The organism is Prevotella pectinovora (assembly GCF_041323955.1).
GTDB classification, from domain to species: Bacteria; Bacteroidota; Bacteroidia; order Bacteroidales; family Bacteroidaceae; genus Prevotella; species Prevotella pectinovora.
In genome coordinates this window covers 1,674,968-1,690,802 of sequence record NZ_JBGLIV010000001.1, presented here as the reverse complement: position 1 = coordinate 1,690,802, position 15,835 = coordinate 1,674,968, and the positions used below count along the sequence as shown (strand labels likewise).

Below are 15,835 nucleotides of genomic sequence, written 5' to 3'. Positions count from 1 at the left end.
CGCATGACAGCCTACAACCCCATGATGACAGTGGAGTAGGGCAGAAACAGGCGATAGACTGTCTTCTCATATCATATCTCTAACGAGAAAACAACAGGACAAAATATGTTTATAGAGCAACCGGCAATATGGTTGCGCTGGCTATATCCCAGAGCGACATGGAGGATGGACAAGAATGAGCGTGCTGTATACCTCACGTTTGACGATGGTCCTATCCCCGAGGCAACACCATTCATTCTGAAGACTCTCGCAGAGTTCGGTGTCCATGCCACTTTCTTTATGGTGGGCGACAATGTGCGCAAGCATCCGGAGCTGTACGACCAGATCGTGGCGGCAGGTCATCAAGTGGGCAACCACACCTTCAACCACTGGGGAGGATTCAAGCATACCACGCGTTCCTACAGTGAGAATGTGCAGAAAGCCAACGATCTCATACATAGCCACCTCTTCCGTCCGCCACACGGATGGATGCGCTGGGAACAGTATTTCTGGGTAGGTCGCAAGTATCGCATCGTGATGTGGGATCTCGTGACCCGCGACTACAGTAAGTGGATGACAGCCGATGATATCGTTGCCAACGTGAAGCGCTATGCCCGCAACGGATCGATAATCACCTTCCACGATTCGCTCAAGAGCATCGACAAACTGCATTATGCTTTGCCAGAGTCGCTGCGCTGGCTCAAGGAACAAGGATATGAGTTCAAGACTTTTGAATAACAGATTATGGAGAATATAGGAAAAGACAAAGTGCTCGCCGCTGTGGTGCGCACTTTTTTTAAGTATTTCACTCTCGGAGTGATAGAAGGCAAGTCTGCCGACAGTGCCGACATGACCGTGTATGAGCCGAAGAACGTGAAGAAGGTGATGTCGGAGCATATCGAGGATGTGTCGAGGATTTTCAATCAGGAAGTGTTCTTCGCCATCTCCCGTATCAATTACGTGGAAGAAGAACTGGAGCGCGAGCTGCAGGCTTTCGTAGCTGCCGGCAACAAGACCACGCCGATGGATCTGATGCGCTTCGCCTGCCGTTCAGATGAGTTCTATGATGTGATGGTGAGCGAATACAAGCGCAATTTCGAGTCGCTGCTCTGTGGTTCCTTTGCCACACTCTCCAAGGCGTGTGAGGGCTTCACGGAGTGTGAGGCGCTCGGCAGCATCGCCGTAGACATGGCTGAGAATATCATAAACAGAATTGCCCACCAGGCGTATGGCGAGGGAAAGAAGCTGGTGGCAGAGTGATTCCATAGCAGTCTGTCAATATAAACTGCTTTTGTAAGATTTGCTATTCGTCCCTCCCCTACGGGGGAGGTTAGGTGGGGGCTAGTGTAATTATGCGATGGTTATCATCTGTATTGTATTCTTTTCCACTGACTTCAGCCCCCTCTCCTTCTCCCCCGTAGGGGAGATGCAGATTACTTTCTTGCATAAGTTGCTTTAGTATATTGCAGCTGCAGTTTACTTTTCTTGCATCAGAAGCTGTTAGTCTATGACGGCTCCAGATTGTCTTCTCAAACATAGGGGAAATGGTTCGAAATTGGGCACGGGGCTTGCCCATATTGGGCAAGCTGCTTTCTCACATGGGGCAAGCTGCTTTCTCACATGGGGCACGTTTCTTGCTTCGGGTGTTGCCCCTCTTGGGCATTTTTTTTGTCCATTATCAGTATAAAATAAAACGACGCGGTTCAAGGTGTTGTCCTTCGAACTGCGTCGTTTGTTTATCTTGATTGTCTTACATGTAGTGCATCATTTCCTTTGATGTTGTGCATCATTATCTTTGATGTTTCCCATCGCTGGTTTTTGATGTCATATATCGATGTGCTCCACCTCCTTTATCTTTGATGCTTCACACCAATTGAATTTAGCCTTACTGCATGTCATACACCACCTGCATCAGCTTCTTTCCGATAGCGTCAGCCTCTTCCATTGTCTGCGCCTCGCTGTAGACACGGATGATTGGTTCGGTGTTGCTCTTGCGTAGATGAACCCACTTGTCGGGGAAGTCAATTTTCACACCGTCGATGTCGGTAACCTTCACATCCTTCTCGCCGGCAAACATCTCCTTCACCTTCACGAGGATAGCGTCGACGTCGGTTGACGGAGTGAGGTCGATGCGGTTTTTGGCGATGAAATAGTTAGGGAAGGACTTGCGCAGTTCGCTCACCTTCATACCCTTCTTAGCCAGTGAAGAGAGGAAGAGGGCGATGCCCACGAGAGCGTCTCTACCGTAGTGGCTCTCAGGATAGATCACTCCGCCGTTGCCTTCGCCACCGATGAGAGCTCCCACCTCCTTCATCTTTGTCGTCACGTTCACTTCACCCACGGCAGCAGCAGTGTAGGTGCCGCCGTAGCGCTCTGTTACGTCTCTTAAGGCTCTTGTACTGCTCAGGTTAGAAACGGTGTTACCGCCACCCTTGGTGTTAGCCAGGATATAGTCGGCAACAGACACGAGAGTGTATTCCTCGCCGAACATCTTTCCGTCTTCGCAGATGAAAGCCAGACGGTCAACATCTGGGTCCACCACGATACCCAGGTCGTAGCCGCCATTTGCCATCTCGCCCATGATGCCACCGAGATTCTTCTCCAGCGGTTCAGGATTGTGGTTGAAATCTCCGTCAGGGATGCCGTTCAGAATCTTGTATTCCACTCCGAGAGCTTCGAAAAGATTCGGCAGTATGATGCCGCCCACAGAGTTGATGGTGTCTACGCATACTTTGAAATGTGCGTTCCTGATTGCCTCTCTGTCTACGAGAGCGAGGTTGAGCACAGAGTCGATATGCTTCTTGTTGAACGTGTCGTCCTTCTTGTATTGGCCCAGGTGGTCAACGTCGCAATAGTTGAAGTCTTCCTTCTCGGCAATCTCAAGCACTTCGTTGCCGTCAGCCTTTGTGAGGAACTCGCCTTCGTTGTTCAGCAGTTTCAGTGCGTTCCACTGGCGAGGGTTGTGGCTGGCTGTGATGATGATACCACCGGCAGCCTTCGACATTATAACGGCAAGCTCCGTAGTAGGAGTGGTGGCAAAACCGATGTCGAGCACGTCGTAGCCCATGCCAATCAATGTACCGCACACCACGCTGCGAACCATCTCGCCGCTGATGCGTGCGTCTCTGCCCACAACGATGGTGTTGCTGTCAGATTTTCCGCTCTTGCGGATGAATGTGGCGTATGCCGTCACGAATTTCACTATGTCCAGCGGATTCAGCGTGTCGCCTGTCTGTCCGCCTATCGTTCCGCGGATACCGGAAATAGACTTTATCAGTGTCATATCTTTGAATTCCTTTTCATTGGTGAGTGAATATTTTGTTAATTATAATCATCTGTGATGAAAAAAGGCAAGCTTTCGCCCGCCTTATTGTTTTGTATAGGTTTATCTTCCCCTTTCGTAAGTGATGTTGTACAGGCATGGATACACACCGCTCGTAGCGTATTGGTGTCCCTGTGTGTGAGGCACGATGAGTCTTACCTTGGCAATCTCGTCGCCCTCCTTCTCCGGTCTGCCCACGTTGATGTAGGTAAACGGCACGAGCCATCCGCTTGGCACCGATGTGCTGCCATAGAGCGAATACATCAGACTCTCGCCGGCTTCGAAAGAGGCGGTGAATGTGCCGCTCGTGTTCTGCACGTTCATCTTGTCTACTACAGAGATGTAATAACCGATCATGTTGGTTGACTGCAGGGAGTCGGTCAGCAAATTGTATTCCTCGTAGCGGCAGAGCACAGTGGTTGTCTCGCCCTTTTCAATCTTCTTGCCGCATCCCTTGCGTATTATCTGCATGTATACGTTGGAGTCGTCGAGATAAACGAATTCGTTTTTTGCAGTGTCGGTGACGCAGCCATTGGCTTCAAACTCACTTTCTTTCAACACCTTGATGCCTTTTTCGCTGATATAGCGGTTGATGGCATTTCTCTCGCGCTTCTTCTGGTCGGCGTATGTCTCGTCGTCGCTGCAGCTTGAGAATACCGTTACTGCTGCCACGAGCGTCATCAGGAAGTATGCTATTTTCTTCATTGTCATTTTTATTCGTTGGAATTTATCCTTGCAAAAATACGAATATTTGTTCAAATACCTATTATTCTCACTGGCTTATTACGTTACTTTAACGTGGCGTCATTGTCATGAATGCATTGTGGCTTACCAGCGGAATTCTCTGATAGCCTTGTTCACAAGCATCTCAGCTTCGTCCATCGTGCAGTTCAGATGACCGCCGGAGGCATTGAGATGTCCGCCGCCGTTGAAGTATTTTTCTGCCATCTTGTTGCAGGGGAAATCGTCTACCGACCTCAGGCTCACCCAAATGGTGTCAGGCTTCTCTGTGTCTTCGCGCAGTGAGATGCTCAGTTTCATGCCCTTTATCTGCAGCGGCATGTTGACGAGTCCCTCGGCATCGCCCTTCATGAAATGGAAATGCTTCAGGTCGCGCCTTGTCAGAGTGAAATAAGCGGCATGGTATTCTGCGAATACGTTAAGTTTGGTATACATCACGTAGCCCATCAGTCTCAGTCGCCAGAGACTGTAGTTGTTGAACACGTTGCGGTATATCTTGTCTTTGTTGATTCCCTTTGTGAGCAGTTGGCTGATGATGAAGAATATCTCCGGACGGTTGGAGTTGTATGTGAAACCTCCCGTGTCGGTCATCATTCCGCAGTATATCGGTACTGCCACATCCTTGTCCATCTCCTCGAATCCGCCAAGCTGCCATATCAGTCGGAACACCAGTTCGCATGTGCTGCACGCCTCGGGGTGAGACACGCTGATGTCGGCATCCACCGTCGGGTTCAGATGATGGTCGATAAGCACCTTGTGGGCCGTAGACTCCGTGATGAGCGGTTCCAGTTCAGCCGTCCTGCTTGCATCGTTGAAATCGAGACACAGCAGCAGGTCAGCATTGCGGGTAGCAGCTTCTGCCTCCTCCTTTTTCTTGTCGTGTCTCAGAATGTCCATCGTGCCCGGCAGCCACTGCAGGAAGTTCGGGAACATGTCGGGCACGATGACCTTCACGTCTTCCTTTCCTCTCTGTTTCAGATAGTTTGCCATACCGAGTGTCGAACCGATGGCATCGCCGTCGGGACTGCGGTGTGTGTATATTGCAATATGATTTGCTTCATCGATAAGACGGTTGAGGCTCTCTACCTCAACCTCAGTAAGTAGGTTTATGTTCATCGGGGATTTATATTTAGTTTACGAGTAGATGAGCCGGCTTGTTTGCTTGTTAACCTGCTTGTCCGCTCGTCTACTCGTATACTTGTCTACTTGTCAACTCGTCAACTTGTTAACTCGTCAACTCGTCAACTTGAAATCTTAGAACAACTTCTCTGGATAAACGCCGTCGTTGACGAGCTTCTGTATGCGCTCCACGGTTCCAGGTCTGTCTTCTGGATAAGTCACTCCGAACCAGTTGCTTGTGGTGTCGAGCACCTTCACTGTCGCTGTGCCTTCGTTGATAAGCTTGTTTACCATCAGCGGGATGAAGAACTCCGACTTCAGGTTCGTCATGTTCTCTGGTTTTGAGAGGAACTCCTTGAAGAATTCGTCGCTGTATTCGAAATAGTCAGGAGTGAATCCCCATACGTTCATGGAAACAGGAGTGTTGTCGTCTACTGTTACCCACTTGTCCTCTTCATCCATATAGCTCACCTTGCCGTCGATGCGCATTATCTTTGTGCGCTCCACAACTGTGGTGAGGTTGTCGTCGGCGTCTTTAGAGCAGATACCGCGAGAAACGGTGCCGTTCTCCGACAGGGTGTTGCCAACGCGGAATCCCACCATGGCATATCTGTTCTTGCTTCCCTCCGGCAGTTCGCTCAGGAATTTGCCAATCACCATGAAGCAGTCGCGGTTGTAGAAGTCGTCGCAGTTGATGACGCAGAAAGGTTCCTTCACCACATCCTTTGCCATCATCACCGCATGGTTAGTACCCCATGGTTTCACTCTGTCCTTAGGGCAAGAGAAACCCTCTGGCAGTGCGTCGAGGCTCTGGAAGCAGAGTTCTGCAGGGATGTGTCCCTCATACTTCTTGAGGATCTTCTCTCTGAAGTCCTCCTCGAAGTCCTTGCGGATAATGAATACAATCTTACCGAATCCAGCCTGTATGGCATCATATATAGAGTAGTCCATGATGGTCTCTCCGTTAGGTCCCAGTCCGTCAAGTTGTTTGAGCCCTCCATACCTGCTGCCCATACCGGCAGCGAGCAAAACTAATGTAGGTTTCATAATCTTAATTTTAAATGTTATATTTATGTTGTTAGTCAGAAAATCATTTTCTGTTTGCTGTCAGAATCTTCTTTAGACAGTCGTGTTAGCAGTTTATTGGAACAGTTGTATTCCAAATACTATCAGTGCGTATCTTATGAACTTGCCCACCGTCATGCTCAATGTCGTCACGGGCAGGTTGGCACGCATCAGTCCGAGTGCCACAGTTATGGCGCTGCCGATTATGGGCACGAAGGCGAAGAATGCCATCAGTGCTCCGCGTCCCGCCATGAAACGCTGTGCCCTCTCTATCTTCTCCTCTTTGATGTGGAGATATTTCTCTATCCAGTCCATGCGTCCGAAGGTGCCTATCCAGTAGTTGAACAGTCCGCCGAGCACGTTGCCCACCGTTCCGGCTATGAGTAGTATCCATGGGTCGAGTCCCATCACCTTCAGTGCTCCTATCACCACTTCGCTGTTGAAAGGCAGCACGCTGCCGGCGAGCAGTGCTGATATGAACATGCCGAGGTATCCGAATTGTGCAAGAAATTCCGTCATGGCATCAAGTTGAAAATTGTTAAACCTAATGTCGCGAGACACATCACTATGAAAGTCACGTTTGTGAGCCAGGTCCTTGTCAGCGCCACATAGTGGGCGAACAGGCAACTGGTGTTGACTATTATTATCGGCAGCAGATTGTCGAAATGCTGTGGCTGCAATATGATGAACACAAATGAGAGGATGTCCACCGTGATGAACATCTCGAATATCATCCTCGTGCGAATCTTGTCCTGGTAACTGTTGCGCATGTAGTGTATTATTCCTATCACCGCCAGCAGCAGCACCAGTCCGAATGTCGCTATGCGGTGTATGTCGAGTGCCTCATATTGCAGGAGCGGTTCAAACTGAGCCAGTTCTGCGAAGTGGTCTATGAATGCGTCGAACTGGTTGGTCACCACATAGTAGCCCACAGCAAACCAGTATGGCATCACCAGTCCGAGCACTGTAGCCCAGAACATCCTGTGTGTCAGCGCCATCATGTTTGATGCCATCAGAATCCACAGGAACGGCACGAAATACAGAATCTGCACGAAGAAGAGGCTTGCTATTCCCAGGCATGCGAATGAATAGAACGCTATTCCCGGTGCCCTCTTGTCTTGGTAAGAACGCAGCAGCGAGAGATAGAACAGTATGAAACAAGTACCCGTGGCGCAGCTCTCCAGCGAGCTGAACAGGAATGTGGCAGCACACGTCATTGCCACGAACGAGCATGACACCATGCGGCTGTATATCCTTATCAGCGAGTTGGTGTTGTTGAGCATCATCATCAGCAGCGTGGAAGCCACGAAGAACGCCAGCTGAAGGTATGCCCCTTCAGCCACGGTGCCCGCCCCCAGCCATACCGCTATGCCATAAATGATCATCACGGGAAAGGCGAAGCGGCTCTCTGCCAGTCTGTTCTGTATTCTCTTTTTCATTCAGCAGCAGTTGTTTCCTACAAGTCCTGTCCGATGTCTCTTCTGAAGTATTTGTCAGTGAAGCAGATCTTGTTTGCCTCAGTGAACGATTTCTGCAGAGCCTCCTCCTTGTCCTTTCCGTAGGAGCTCACAGCGATTACGCGTCCGCCGTTGGTCACCACTTCGCCGTCTTTCATTGCCGTGCCGGAGTGGAACACGATGCTTCCCTCCACCTGGTCAACTCCGCTGATAGGGTAGCCTTTGGCATATTTCTCTGGGTATCCGCCACTCACGAGCATTACGCATACGGCAGCCCTCTCGTCGAATTCAATCTCCTTTTCTGCGATATTTCCCTCGGCAACACCTTCGAGCAGGTCAACGAGGTCGCTCTTTATCCTCAGCATCACGCTCTCCGTCTCCGGGTCACCCATGCGGCAGTTGTATTCTATCACCATAGGGTTGCCCTCCACGTTGATGAGTCCGAAGAATATGAATCCCTTGTAGTCGATGTTCTCCTCTGCAAGTCCCTCCACGGTAGGTCTGATGATGCGGTCTTCCACCTTCTTCATCCATTCCTCCGTTGCAAATGGCACCGGTGTCACGCTTCCCATTCCACCGGTGTTCAGGCCCGTGTCATGCTCTCCGATGCGCTTGTAGTCCTTAGCCTCAGGCAGGATTTTGTAGTCCTTGCCGTCGGTGAGCACGAACACCGAGCATTCTATACCGCTCAGGAATTCCTCTATCACCACCTGTGCCGATGCGTTTCCGAACATGCCGCCGAGCATCTCGCGCAGTTCCTTCTTTGCCTCTTCCAGGGTAGGGAGGATGAGCACACCCTTTCCGGCACACAGTCCGTCAGCCTTCAGCACGTATGGTGCCTTCAGCGTTTCCAGGAATTTCAGTCCCTCTTCGAGCGATGTTCCGTCGAAAGTCCTGTATTTCGCTGTCGGAATGCCGTGGCGCTCCATGAATCCCTTTGCAAAGTCTTTAGAGCCCTCGAGCACGGCGCCCTTCTTCGACGGACCGATTACCGGAATGTCCTTCGTGCGTTCGTCGTTCTTGAAGTCATCATAGATGCCCTTCACCAGTGGGTCCTCAGGTCCTACCACAACCATGTTGACGCCGTTGTCCACGCAGAAGTTTTTCAGAGCCTCAAAGTCGTCGGCTTTGATATTCACGTTTTCGCCCACGAGAGCTGTTCCGGCATTGCCCGGAGCGATGAAGAGTTTTTCCACTTTCTTGCTCTGTGCTATTTTCCAAGCCAGTGCATGCTCGCGACCGCCGCTGCCTAAAAGGAGTATTTTCATAATCTAAATAGAGTTTCTTTTGTTTATATTTGGTGCAAAATTACAATATAAAGTGTTTATCGCCAAATAGTGACGGTGAAAAAATAACTTGGTATGTATTTTACCGTCACACAATAGTGCGTAATTATAGTTAATCATTTTTTTGTTCTTTCATGACTTCGAACATCACCTCGTCGAATGCCCTGTGTGAGAATATCGTTTGGTCAAGTGTTTCGGTGAAAAATATCTCCACGTCTGGTATCTCCGGAATCATCAGCATGAATACGCTTGTATGTAGCCACATGGAGTCTTCGTTGAAGGAGTATAGCAACTTGAACCCGTTGTAGTTCAGGTTTGCCATGTTTATCGCCTTTCTCACTGTCGATACCATTTCAAGGTTTTCCGCCGGGTATTTTCTCCAGAACGTGTCGAAGATGGTGATGAACGGTCTTTCGTTGCTCATTCTCAGGTACATCCGCTCGCCTTTGTATTCAATCCAGTATTCATCTTTGTTCTCTTTGTCCTGTTCATACTCTATGCCCTGCTTGTCGAGCAGTTGCAGACACAGGTCTTTCGTTCCCGTCCTGCTGCTTTCCATGTTGTTGTCTGTTTGTTTCATTGTCTTGTCTGTTGATGATGCTGTTGTTGATGATGCTGTTGCTGTTGAAGATTCTGTTGCTGCATCGGCCTCGATTTCCTGTTCCCTTTTATGGCTTTTGTATACCAAGCGAGCTATTCCTGCTATCACTCCAATGCCCATGCTTTTCATGAAAGTTTCCGGGTCGTCCATGCCGAATCCGTATCTCAGTATCAGATATGAGATAATCGACGTGGTCATTATTATAATGTATGTCATATTGAAGAATCTTTTTGAGTGGTTCGGATTATCATGGCGGAGCCATTGCCAGTGGTGCTCTAACATATTCCCCAAACGGTAATTAAACCGTTTGGGTTTGTATTTTACAAAGGTAGTGATAATTATCCGCAAACAAGCATACTGACGATGATTTTTATTCATCTGCTCCACGTTTTCTTTATATCCCTTATGTCAACGAGGGCCTCTGCAAATCGCAGAAGCCCTCGTTGTGATAGCAGTCTTGACTGATGTAGAGTCAAGAAAATGTGATTATCCCAAATTGGGGTTTATTTCAGATAATCCTCGAAATACTGTGTGATGCGCTCATGCAGGTGAACGCTCTTGTGACCCATCATATTGTGACCCTCGCCAGGATAAGCGAAGAAGTCAGGCTGAGTGCCGGCCTCGCTGCAGGCATTGAGGAACATGAGGCAGTTCTGTGGAACAACGGTAGGGTCGTTCATACCAGTGATGATCTGCAGTTTGCCCTTCAGATCCTTGGCCTTGTTCAGGAGCGAAGTCTTTGCATATCCCTCCGGGTTGCTCTCCGGAGTGTCCATATAGCGCTCACCATACATCACCTCATACCATTTCCAGTCGATTACCGGTCCGCCGGCAACTCCCACCTTGAACACGTCAGGATAGTTTGTCATCAGCGAGATTGTCATGAATCCGCCGAAGCTCCATCCATGAACGCCCATGCGGTCCTGATCAACGTAAGGCAGCGACTTGAGATATTCCACTCCCTTCATCTGGTCCTTCATCTCCTCCTGTCCGAGCTGACGGAATGTAGCCTGCTCGAAGTCCTTTCCGCGATGCTCGCTTCCGCGGTTGTCGAGGATGAAGAGCAGATAGCCTTTCTGCGCCATGTATGTCTCCCATGAGCGAGAGCTGTAGTGCCAGCGTGCGTCCACGTTGTGGGCGTGAGGGCCACCGTATACATAAACCACAGTAGGATATTTCTTGTTAGGATCGAAATCCACCGGCTTCACCATTCTCCAGTAGAGGTCGGTAGTGCCGTCTGCAGCCTTCAGCTTGCCGCAAGAGTATTCCGGAATGTTGTATCCCTTCTCCTTCCATGGGTCCTTGGCGTTGAGGATGCAGTGGCTCTTGCCTGTCTGAGTGTCGATAGCCACGATGCGACGGGGCACCGTAGGCTCCTGGTAGTTGTCGAGCAGGTATCTGCCGCTGGCGCTAATTGTCGAACCCTCGTGCCATCCCTTGCCGCCTTCATCGATGCGTGTGCGCTTCTTGTTGGCCACGCTCACCGAGTATACGTTCTGCTGGATAGGGCTTGCCTCGTTAGACTTGTATATGATGCTCTTTGTCTTGCTGTTGAAACCGAGCACGCTGAGCACTTCCCATTTTCCTTCTGTCAGCTGCTCTACTTCAAGTGACTCCGTGTTGGTTGCCATTCTGCTGCCGTGCATGCTGAGGGTACAGAGATACAGGTGCTTGTAGCCATCCTGACGGCTCTGCATGATGAACTGTGACTTGTCCCAAGGCAGGAACACGATAGGGTTGAGAGGCTCCACGTATTTCTCGTCCACCTCGCGATACAGTTCACCGGTCTTCTCTCCTGTCTCTGCGTCGTATGCGGTGAGGCGGCAGTCGTTCTGGTCGCGGTTCAGTTCAAACATATACACCTTCTTGCCGTCCGGTGCCCATGCCAGGTTGGTGAAATAGCGGTCAGTAGGGTCGCCGGCTTTCAGATACACCGTCTTTCCCGTCTTCATGTCATACACGCCGATTGTCACCTTGTGGCTCGTCATTCCGCACATAGGATATTTGTCAGGCTCATAGGTGGCCTCACGCTCGAAGGTGTTCACCTGAGGATAGTCAGCCACCATCGACTGGTCCATGCGGTTGAAGGCGAGCTTCGTTCCGTCCGGGCTCCAGAATGTGCCCTTCATCGAGGCGAACTCGTTGCGGTGTACTGCCTGTCCGTATACAATCTCGCGGCTGCCGTCGGTAGAGAGCTGTGTCGTCTTTCCTTCAGCGTCCATAACGTAGAGGTTGTGGTCGCTAACGTATGCCACAGCCTTCGATGCGTTGTTCCAGTCGGCAAACTCCTGTCCCTTTGAAGCCTGGCGCCATACCACCGCTTTCTTCTTGAAGTCGATGAGCATGCGCTCCTGCTTGTTGGCGATGAGCACGAGACTCTTGCCGGCGTATGGGAACTGTGCCCAGCCGAGGTTCAGTATCTTGGAATCCTCGTTGGTCTTCGCCCATGCGTTGAGCTGTGCCTCGGTGAAGAGAGTCGTCTCTTTGCCGTTGGCTTTGTTTACGAGCTTACACTCCTCAGCGTTGCGGAGCACGAGCTCGTCGCCCCACCATGTGATGTTGCGATACTCTGGAATCATGTTGTGGTAGTTCGTTCCACCGAAGTTCAGGTCTTCGAGTGAGAACTGCTTCAACTGTGCTGCTGCGTTCATAGTGATCAGAATGCAGGCGGCAGCAGCGGCAACTCGTCGTGCCACCGTCTTGATAAGGTTTTTATTCATCATTATATCAGTTAAAACTTTTTTGTTTTTCTGTCATATCCCCTGTCGAAGTTCTTTCCGCCACGTCGGTCGCCACGGTCATACTTCTTTCCGCCCTTGTCGTAGTTCTTGCGTGCGCGGCGGTTGTCGTCGTCGTCGAAATCACGGCGGGTCTTCGTTCTCGGCTTCTTGTCAGCCTTCTTGCCGAAGTTCAGTGCGTCGGCATACGGGCTCTTGCGGAATTTGAACGAACGGATGTCTTCCTCCTCGTCCAAATGCTCCAGTTCGTCGAGACGCTTCTTGAATTCGCGGTGCTCCTTGAAGCGGTGCTTTTCAGCCATCTGCTTCTTCTCCTCTTCAGTCTTCAGGATGTTTCCCTCGCTGCGGAACTCGCGGAAACCGCCTTCGAACATCAGGTATTTGCGGAACTCGCATTCCAGCGAACCATTATAGAGAGGAATCTTCTGCGACGGTTTCAGTCCGATCTCGTCGAAACACTCCTTGCGGTAGCTCAACACCCAGGCCTCGCCGTTCTTGAAGTTGCGCTTCAGCGTCTCTCCAATCATCTTGTATGTTCCGAGCAGGTTCGGTGTAGAGATACGCTCGCCGTATGGCGGGTTGGTTATCATGAAAGCCTTGCCCCCAGGCTGCTTGAAGTCCTTGAAGTCGGCACATGTGATTGTCACGTCCTTGCTCAGTCCGGCAGCCTTAACATTCATGATGGCAGTGTTCACAGCCTTCATGTCCACGTCAGAACCGTAGATGTGATGTGTGAACTCACGCTCCTGCGAGTCGTCGTCGTATATGCTGCTGAAGAGGTCAGCATCGAAATCCTTCCATTTCTCGAATGCGAACTCCTTGCGGAAGAGTCCAGGTGCCATGTTGCGTGCTATGAGGGCGGCCTCCACAACGATAGTTCCCGAACCACACATCGGGTCGTAGAAGTCAGTGTCGCCCTTCCATCCCGACATGAGGATCATTCCGGCAGCCAGCACCTCGTTCAGAGGAGCTTCCACCGATTCCTGTCTGTATCCGCGACGGTGCAGGCTCTCACCGCTCGAGTCGAGCGACAGCGTGCAGCGGTCTTCGGCGATGTGCATGTTGAGGCGTATGTCGGGGTTCGACACCGAGATGTTCGGACGGCTGCCTGTCTTCTCTCTGAACTGGTCAACGATGGCGTCCTTCACTTTGTATGCCACGAACTTAGAGTGGCGGAACTCGTTGGAGAATACCACGGAGTCAACGGCGAAGCTATCTTTCAGGTCGAGATACTTGCTCCAGTCAATCTTCTTCACCTCGTTATAAACATCATCGGCGCTCTGGGCCTTGAAATGCTTTATCGGTTTTAGGATACGAATCGCCGTGTGCAGTTGGAAGTTAGCGCGATACATCATCTCCTTGTCGCCAGTGAACGACACCATGCGGCGACCAATCTCTACGTTGTTAGCTCCGAGTTGCGTTAGCTCCTGTGCCAATACGGGCTCAAGACCCATGAAGGTTTTGGCGATGAGCTCAAATTCCTGTTCCATTATTGAATTAAAAATCTATGATACTTATTTGCTTATTGTCTTGAGAGTGTGTTTGTATTGACACGGTAACACCGCCGGATGTACTGATATAAAATAAGGTGGGAAACGCTTCAAAATTTCCTCAATGCCATTGTCCGAAAGCAATCCTTTACCATCGCAATGCAGTCGTAGACGGCCTCCCGTGGAGCATTCCGGAGATAATAGACTCTCCGCCGCCTGTTTCAGAATGTCTGTAGTTTTGTCGATTCCCATCATGTGATAAAATTGTCAATTTTCCATCTGCGATAAAAAATGTCAATGCGTGTGCAAATTTACGTCATTTCTCTTTAAGTGCCAAATCTTTTTTATGGAAAGACTATAATTGTGGTGAAAGGAACTGGCTGTAGATTCGGAAATCCGAAAACCCAGAGAGAAACCAAATATATGTCAGCGGCGCGTTGTTCGCTTTGGTCTCCTAATTCACAAATCGCTTGCCACAGTGCATGTGATTTGTAATATACGCTTGACAAAGGGTAGGGTAAATCTCATTTTATCGAATAGTTAATAGACTTTTAAAATCCAAATTATATGATAATATAAATACTTTTTATATCTTTGCCGAGAATTTGTTTCCAATGGTATAAGTGTCTTAGCAAAATAATTAAACAAGTATTTTATGACAAAATTTGTTAGATTAAGTCGTGGACTTGACATCAACCTTGCCGGCAAGGCAGAAAAGACAAAGCGCGTCTTGAAGCCCGGCGAGGTGTATGCCCTCACGCCATCCTCTTTTGAGGGAGTAAAACCAAAGGTGATGGTGAAAGAAGGCGACAGAGTCAAGGCTGGCGATGTATTGTTCATCAACAAAGACTATCCCGAAGTGGGATTCTCTTCACCGGTCAGCGGAGAAGTTTGTCTTGTAGAACGCGGCGACCGTCGAAAGCTCCTCAGCGTGAGGGTGAAAGCCGACGCAAATCAGGAGTTTGTTGATTTCGGAGTGAAAAACGTAAAAGAGATGACCGGCGACGATGTGGAGAAGTCACTTCTCGAAGCGGGCCTCTTCGGTTATATCAACCAGTTGCCCTATGCCGTGTCAACCAATCCGCAGACAAAGCCTAAAGCTATTTTCGTTTCCGCTCTCAGGGATATGCCGCTGGCAGGCGATTTCGAATTCGAACTTGAGGGACAGGAGAAAGATTTCCAGACAGGACTCACGGCGCTCAGCAAGATGGCGAAGACCTATCTCGGCGTCGGCGACAAGCAGAACATAAGCGCTGCCGATGTGGAGGTGGTGACCTTCAAGGGCAAGTGCCCGGCAGGCAACGTGGGAGTGCAGGTCAATCACATCGACCCCGTGAACAAGGGCGAAGTGGTATGGACCGTAGACCCTACGGCGGTGATATTCTTCGGCAGACTCTTCAATAGCGGCCGCGTGGACCTCCGTCGCACGGTAGCCCTCGCCGGTTCTGAGGTTACAGCCCCATGCTACGCCGACATGCTCGTGGGCCAAGACATCGAAACCCTCGTGGCAGGAGCCTACCGTGGCGACAACGTGCGCATCATCATGGGCAACCCTCTGACAGGCAAACCGGTGGAGAAAACTGCCGACACAGGTGCTGCATCATACAGCCGTTTCCTCGGCGCACACACCAGCGAGGTGACGATAATCCCCGAAGGCAACGACGCCGACGAGCTGGCAGGCTGGATAATGCCACGCCTGAAGCAGTTCAGCGTGTCGAGAAGCTATTTCTCATGGCTCTTCGGCAAGAACAGGGAGTATCGCCTCGATGCCAGAGTGAAAGGCGGCGAGCGCCACATGATAATGAGCGGCGAATACGACAAGGTGTTCCCTATGGACATCTATGCCGAATATCTCATCAAGGCAATCATCGCCGGCGACATCGACAAGCAGGAACAGCTCGGCATATATGAGGTGAGTCCTGAAGACTTCGCCCTGGCAGAGTTCGTTGACTCCTCCAAGCTCGAGCTGCAGCACATCGTGCGTCAGGGACTCGACATATTGAGAAAGGAAAACAGCTAACTATAAATACAACAGAC

13 protein-coding genes are annotated in these 15,835 nt (G+C 50.3%); 3 read left to right on the top strand and 10 right to left on the bottom strand.

Annotation, left to right across the window (positions count from 1 at the left end; all coding sequences use genetic code 11):
• Positions 1–105: 105 nt before the first annotated feature.
• Positions 106–717 carry a polysaccharide deacetylase family protein gene (locus ACDC99_RS06710; protein WP_022315593.1) on the top strand — a complete coding sequence of 204 codons (612 nt, stop codon included), beginning with the start codon at positions 106–108 and terminating at the stop codon, positions 715–717.
• 6 nt (positions 718–723) lie between these two features.
• Positions 724–1,239, top strand: coding sequence for a hypothetical protein (locus ACDC99_RS06705; protein WP_044065385.1), 516 nt, complete (start codon positions 724–726; stop codon positions 1,237–1,239).
• Between the two features lie 625 nt (positions 1,240–1,864).
• Here ACDC99_RS06705 and glmM read toward each other — a convergent pair.
• The 10 genes from glmM to ACDC99_RS06655 all read right to left on the bottom strand — a co-directional run bounded on the left by glmM (position 1,865) and on the right by ACDC99_RS06655 (position 13,798).
• Positions 1,865–3,262 (bottom strand): phosphoglucosamine mutase, encoded by a 1,398-nt coding sequence (gene glmM, locus ACDC99_RS06700; protein WP_288761869.1) that lies wholly within the window; start codon positions 3,260–3,262, stop codon positions 1,865–1,867.
• A gap of 102 nt (positions 3,263–3,364) precedes the next feature.
• A complete protein-coding gene (locus tag ACDC99_RS06695) occupies positions 3,365–4,006 on the bottom strand; it encodes a DUF4827 domain-containing protein (protein WP_042518790.1) in 642 nt (213 codons plus the stop codon).
• Positions 4,007–4,129: 123 nt separating this feature from the next.
• On the bottom strand, positions 4,130–5,158 hold the full coding sequence (locus ACDC99_RS06690) for a DHH family phosphoesterase (protein ID WP_022315598.1): 1,029 nt from the start codon (positions 5,156–5,158) through the stop codon (positions 4,130–4,132).
• Between the two features lie 138 nt (positions 5,159–5,296).
• Positions 5,297–6,208 carry a glycosyltransferase family protein gene (locus ACDC99_RS06685; protein WP_022315599.1) on the bottom strand — a complete coding sequence of 304 codons (912 nt, stop codon included), beginning with the start codon at positions 6,206–6,208 and terminating at the stop codon, positions 5,297–5,299.
• A 93-nt stretch (positions 6,209–6,301) separates the two neighbouring features.
• Positions 6,302–6,745 carry a YqaA family protein gene (locus ACDC99_RS06680; protein ID WP_022315600.1) on the bottom strand — a complete coding sequence of 148 codons (444 nt, stop codon included), beginning with the start codon at positions 6,743–6,745 and terminating at the stop codon, positions 6,302–6,304.
• Positions 6,742–7,665, bottom strand: a complete 924-nt coding sequence (locus tag ACDC99_RS06675) for a hypothetical protein (RefSeq protein ID WP_370756283.1) — start codon at positions 7,663–7,665, stop codon at positions 6,742–6,744. Before ACDC99_RS06675 ends, ACDC99_RS06680 begins: the two co-directional genes overlap by 4 nt.
• 17 nt (positions 7,666–7,682) lie before the next feature.
• On the bottom strand, positions 7,683–8,951 hold the full coding sequence (gene purD, locus ACDC99_RS06670; protein WP_022315602.1) for a phosphoribosylamine--glycine ligase: 1,269 nt from the start codon (positions 8,949–8,951) through the stop codon (positions 7,683–7,685).
• A gap of 130 nt (positions 8,952–9,081) precedes the next feature.
• Positions 9,082–9,786 carry a hypothetical protein gene (locus tag ACDC99_RS06665; protein WP_370756281.1) on the bottom strand — a complete coding sequence of 235 codons (705 nt, stop codon included), beginning with the start codon at positions 9,784–9,786 and terminating at the stop codon, positions 9,082–9,084.
• A 287-nt stretch (positions 9,787–10,073) separates the two neighbouring features.
• Positions 10,074–12,293: a S9 family peptidase gene (locus ACDC99_RS06660; protein WP_370756279.1), complete on the bottom strand. Its 2,220-nt coding sequence runs from the start codon at positions 12,291–12,293 to the stop codon at positions 10,074–10,076.
• Positions 12,294–12,301: 8 nt separating this feature from the next.
• Positions 12,302–13,798, bottom strand: coding sequence for a THUMP domain-containing class I SAM-dependent RNA methyltransferase (locus tag ACDC99_RS06655; protein ID WP_370756277.1), 1,497 nt, complete (start codon positions 13,796–13,798; stop codon positions 12,302–12,304).
• 655 nt (positions 13,799–14,453) lie between these two features.
• On the opposite strand from ACDC99_RS06655, the gene ACDC99_RS06650 reads away from it, so the two are divergent.
• Positions 14,454–15,818, top strand: a complete 1,365-nt coding sequence (locus tag ACDC99_RS06650; RefSeq protein WP_022315606.1) for a Na(+)-translocating NADH-quinone reductase subunit A — start codon at positions 14,454–14,456, stop codon at positions 15,816–15,818.
• The last annotated feature ends 17 nt before the right edge of the window (positions 15,819–15,835 follow it).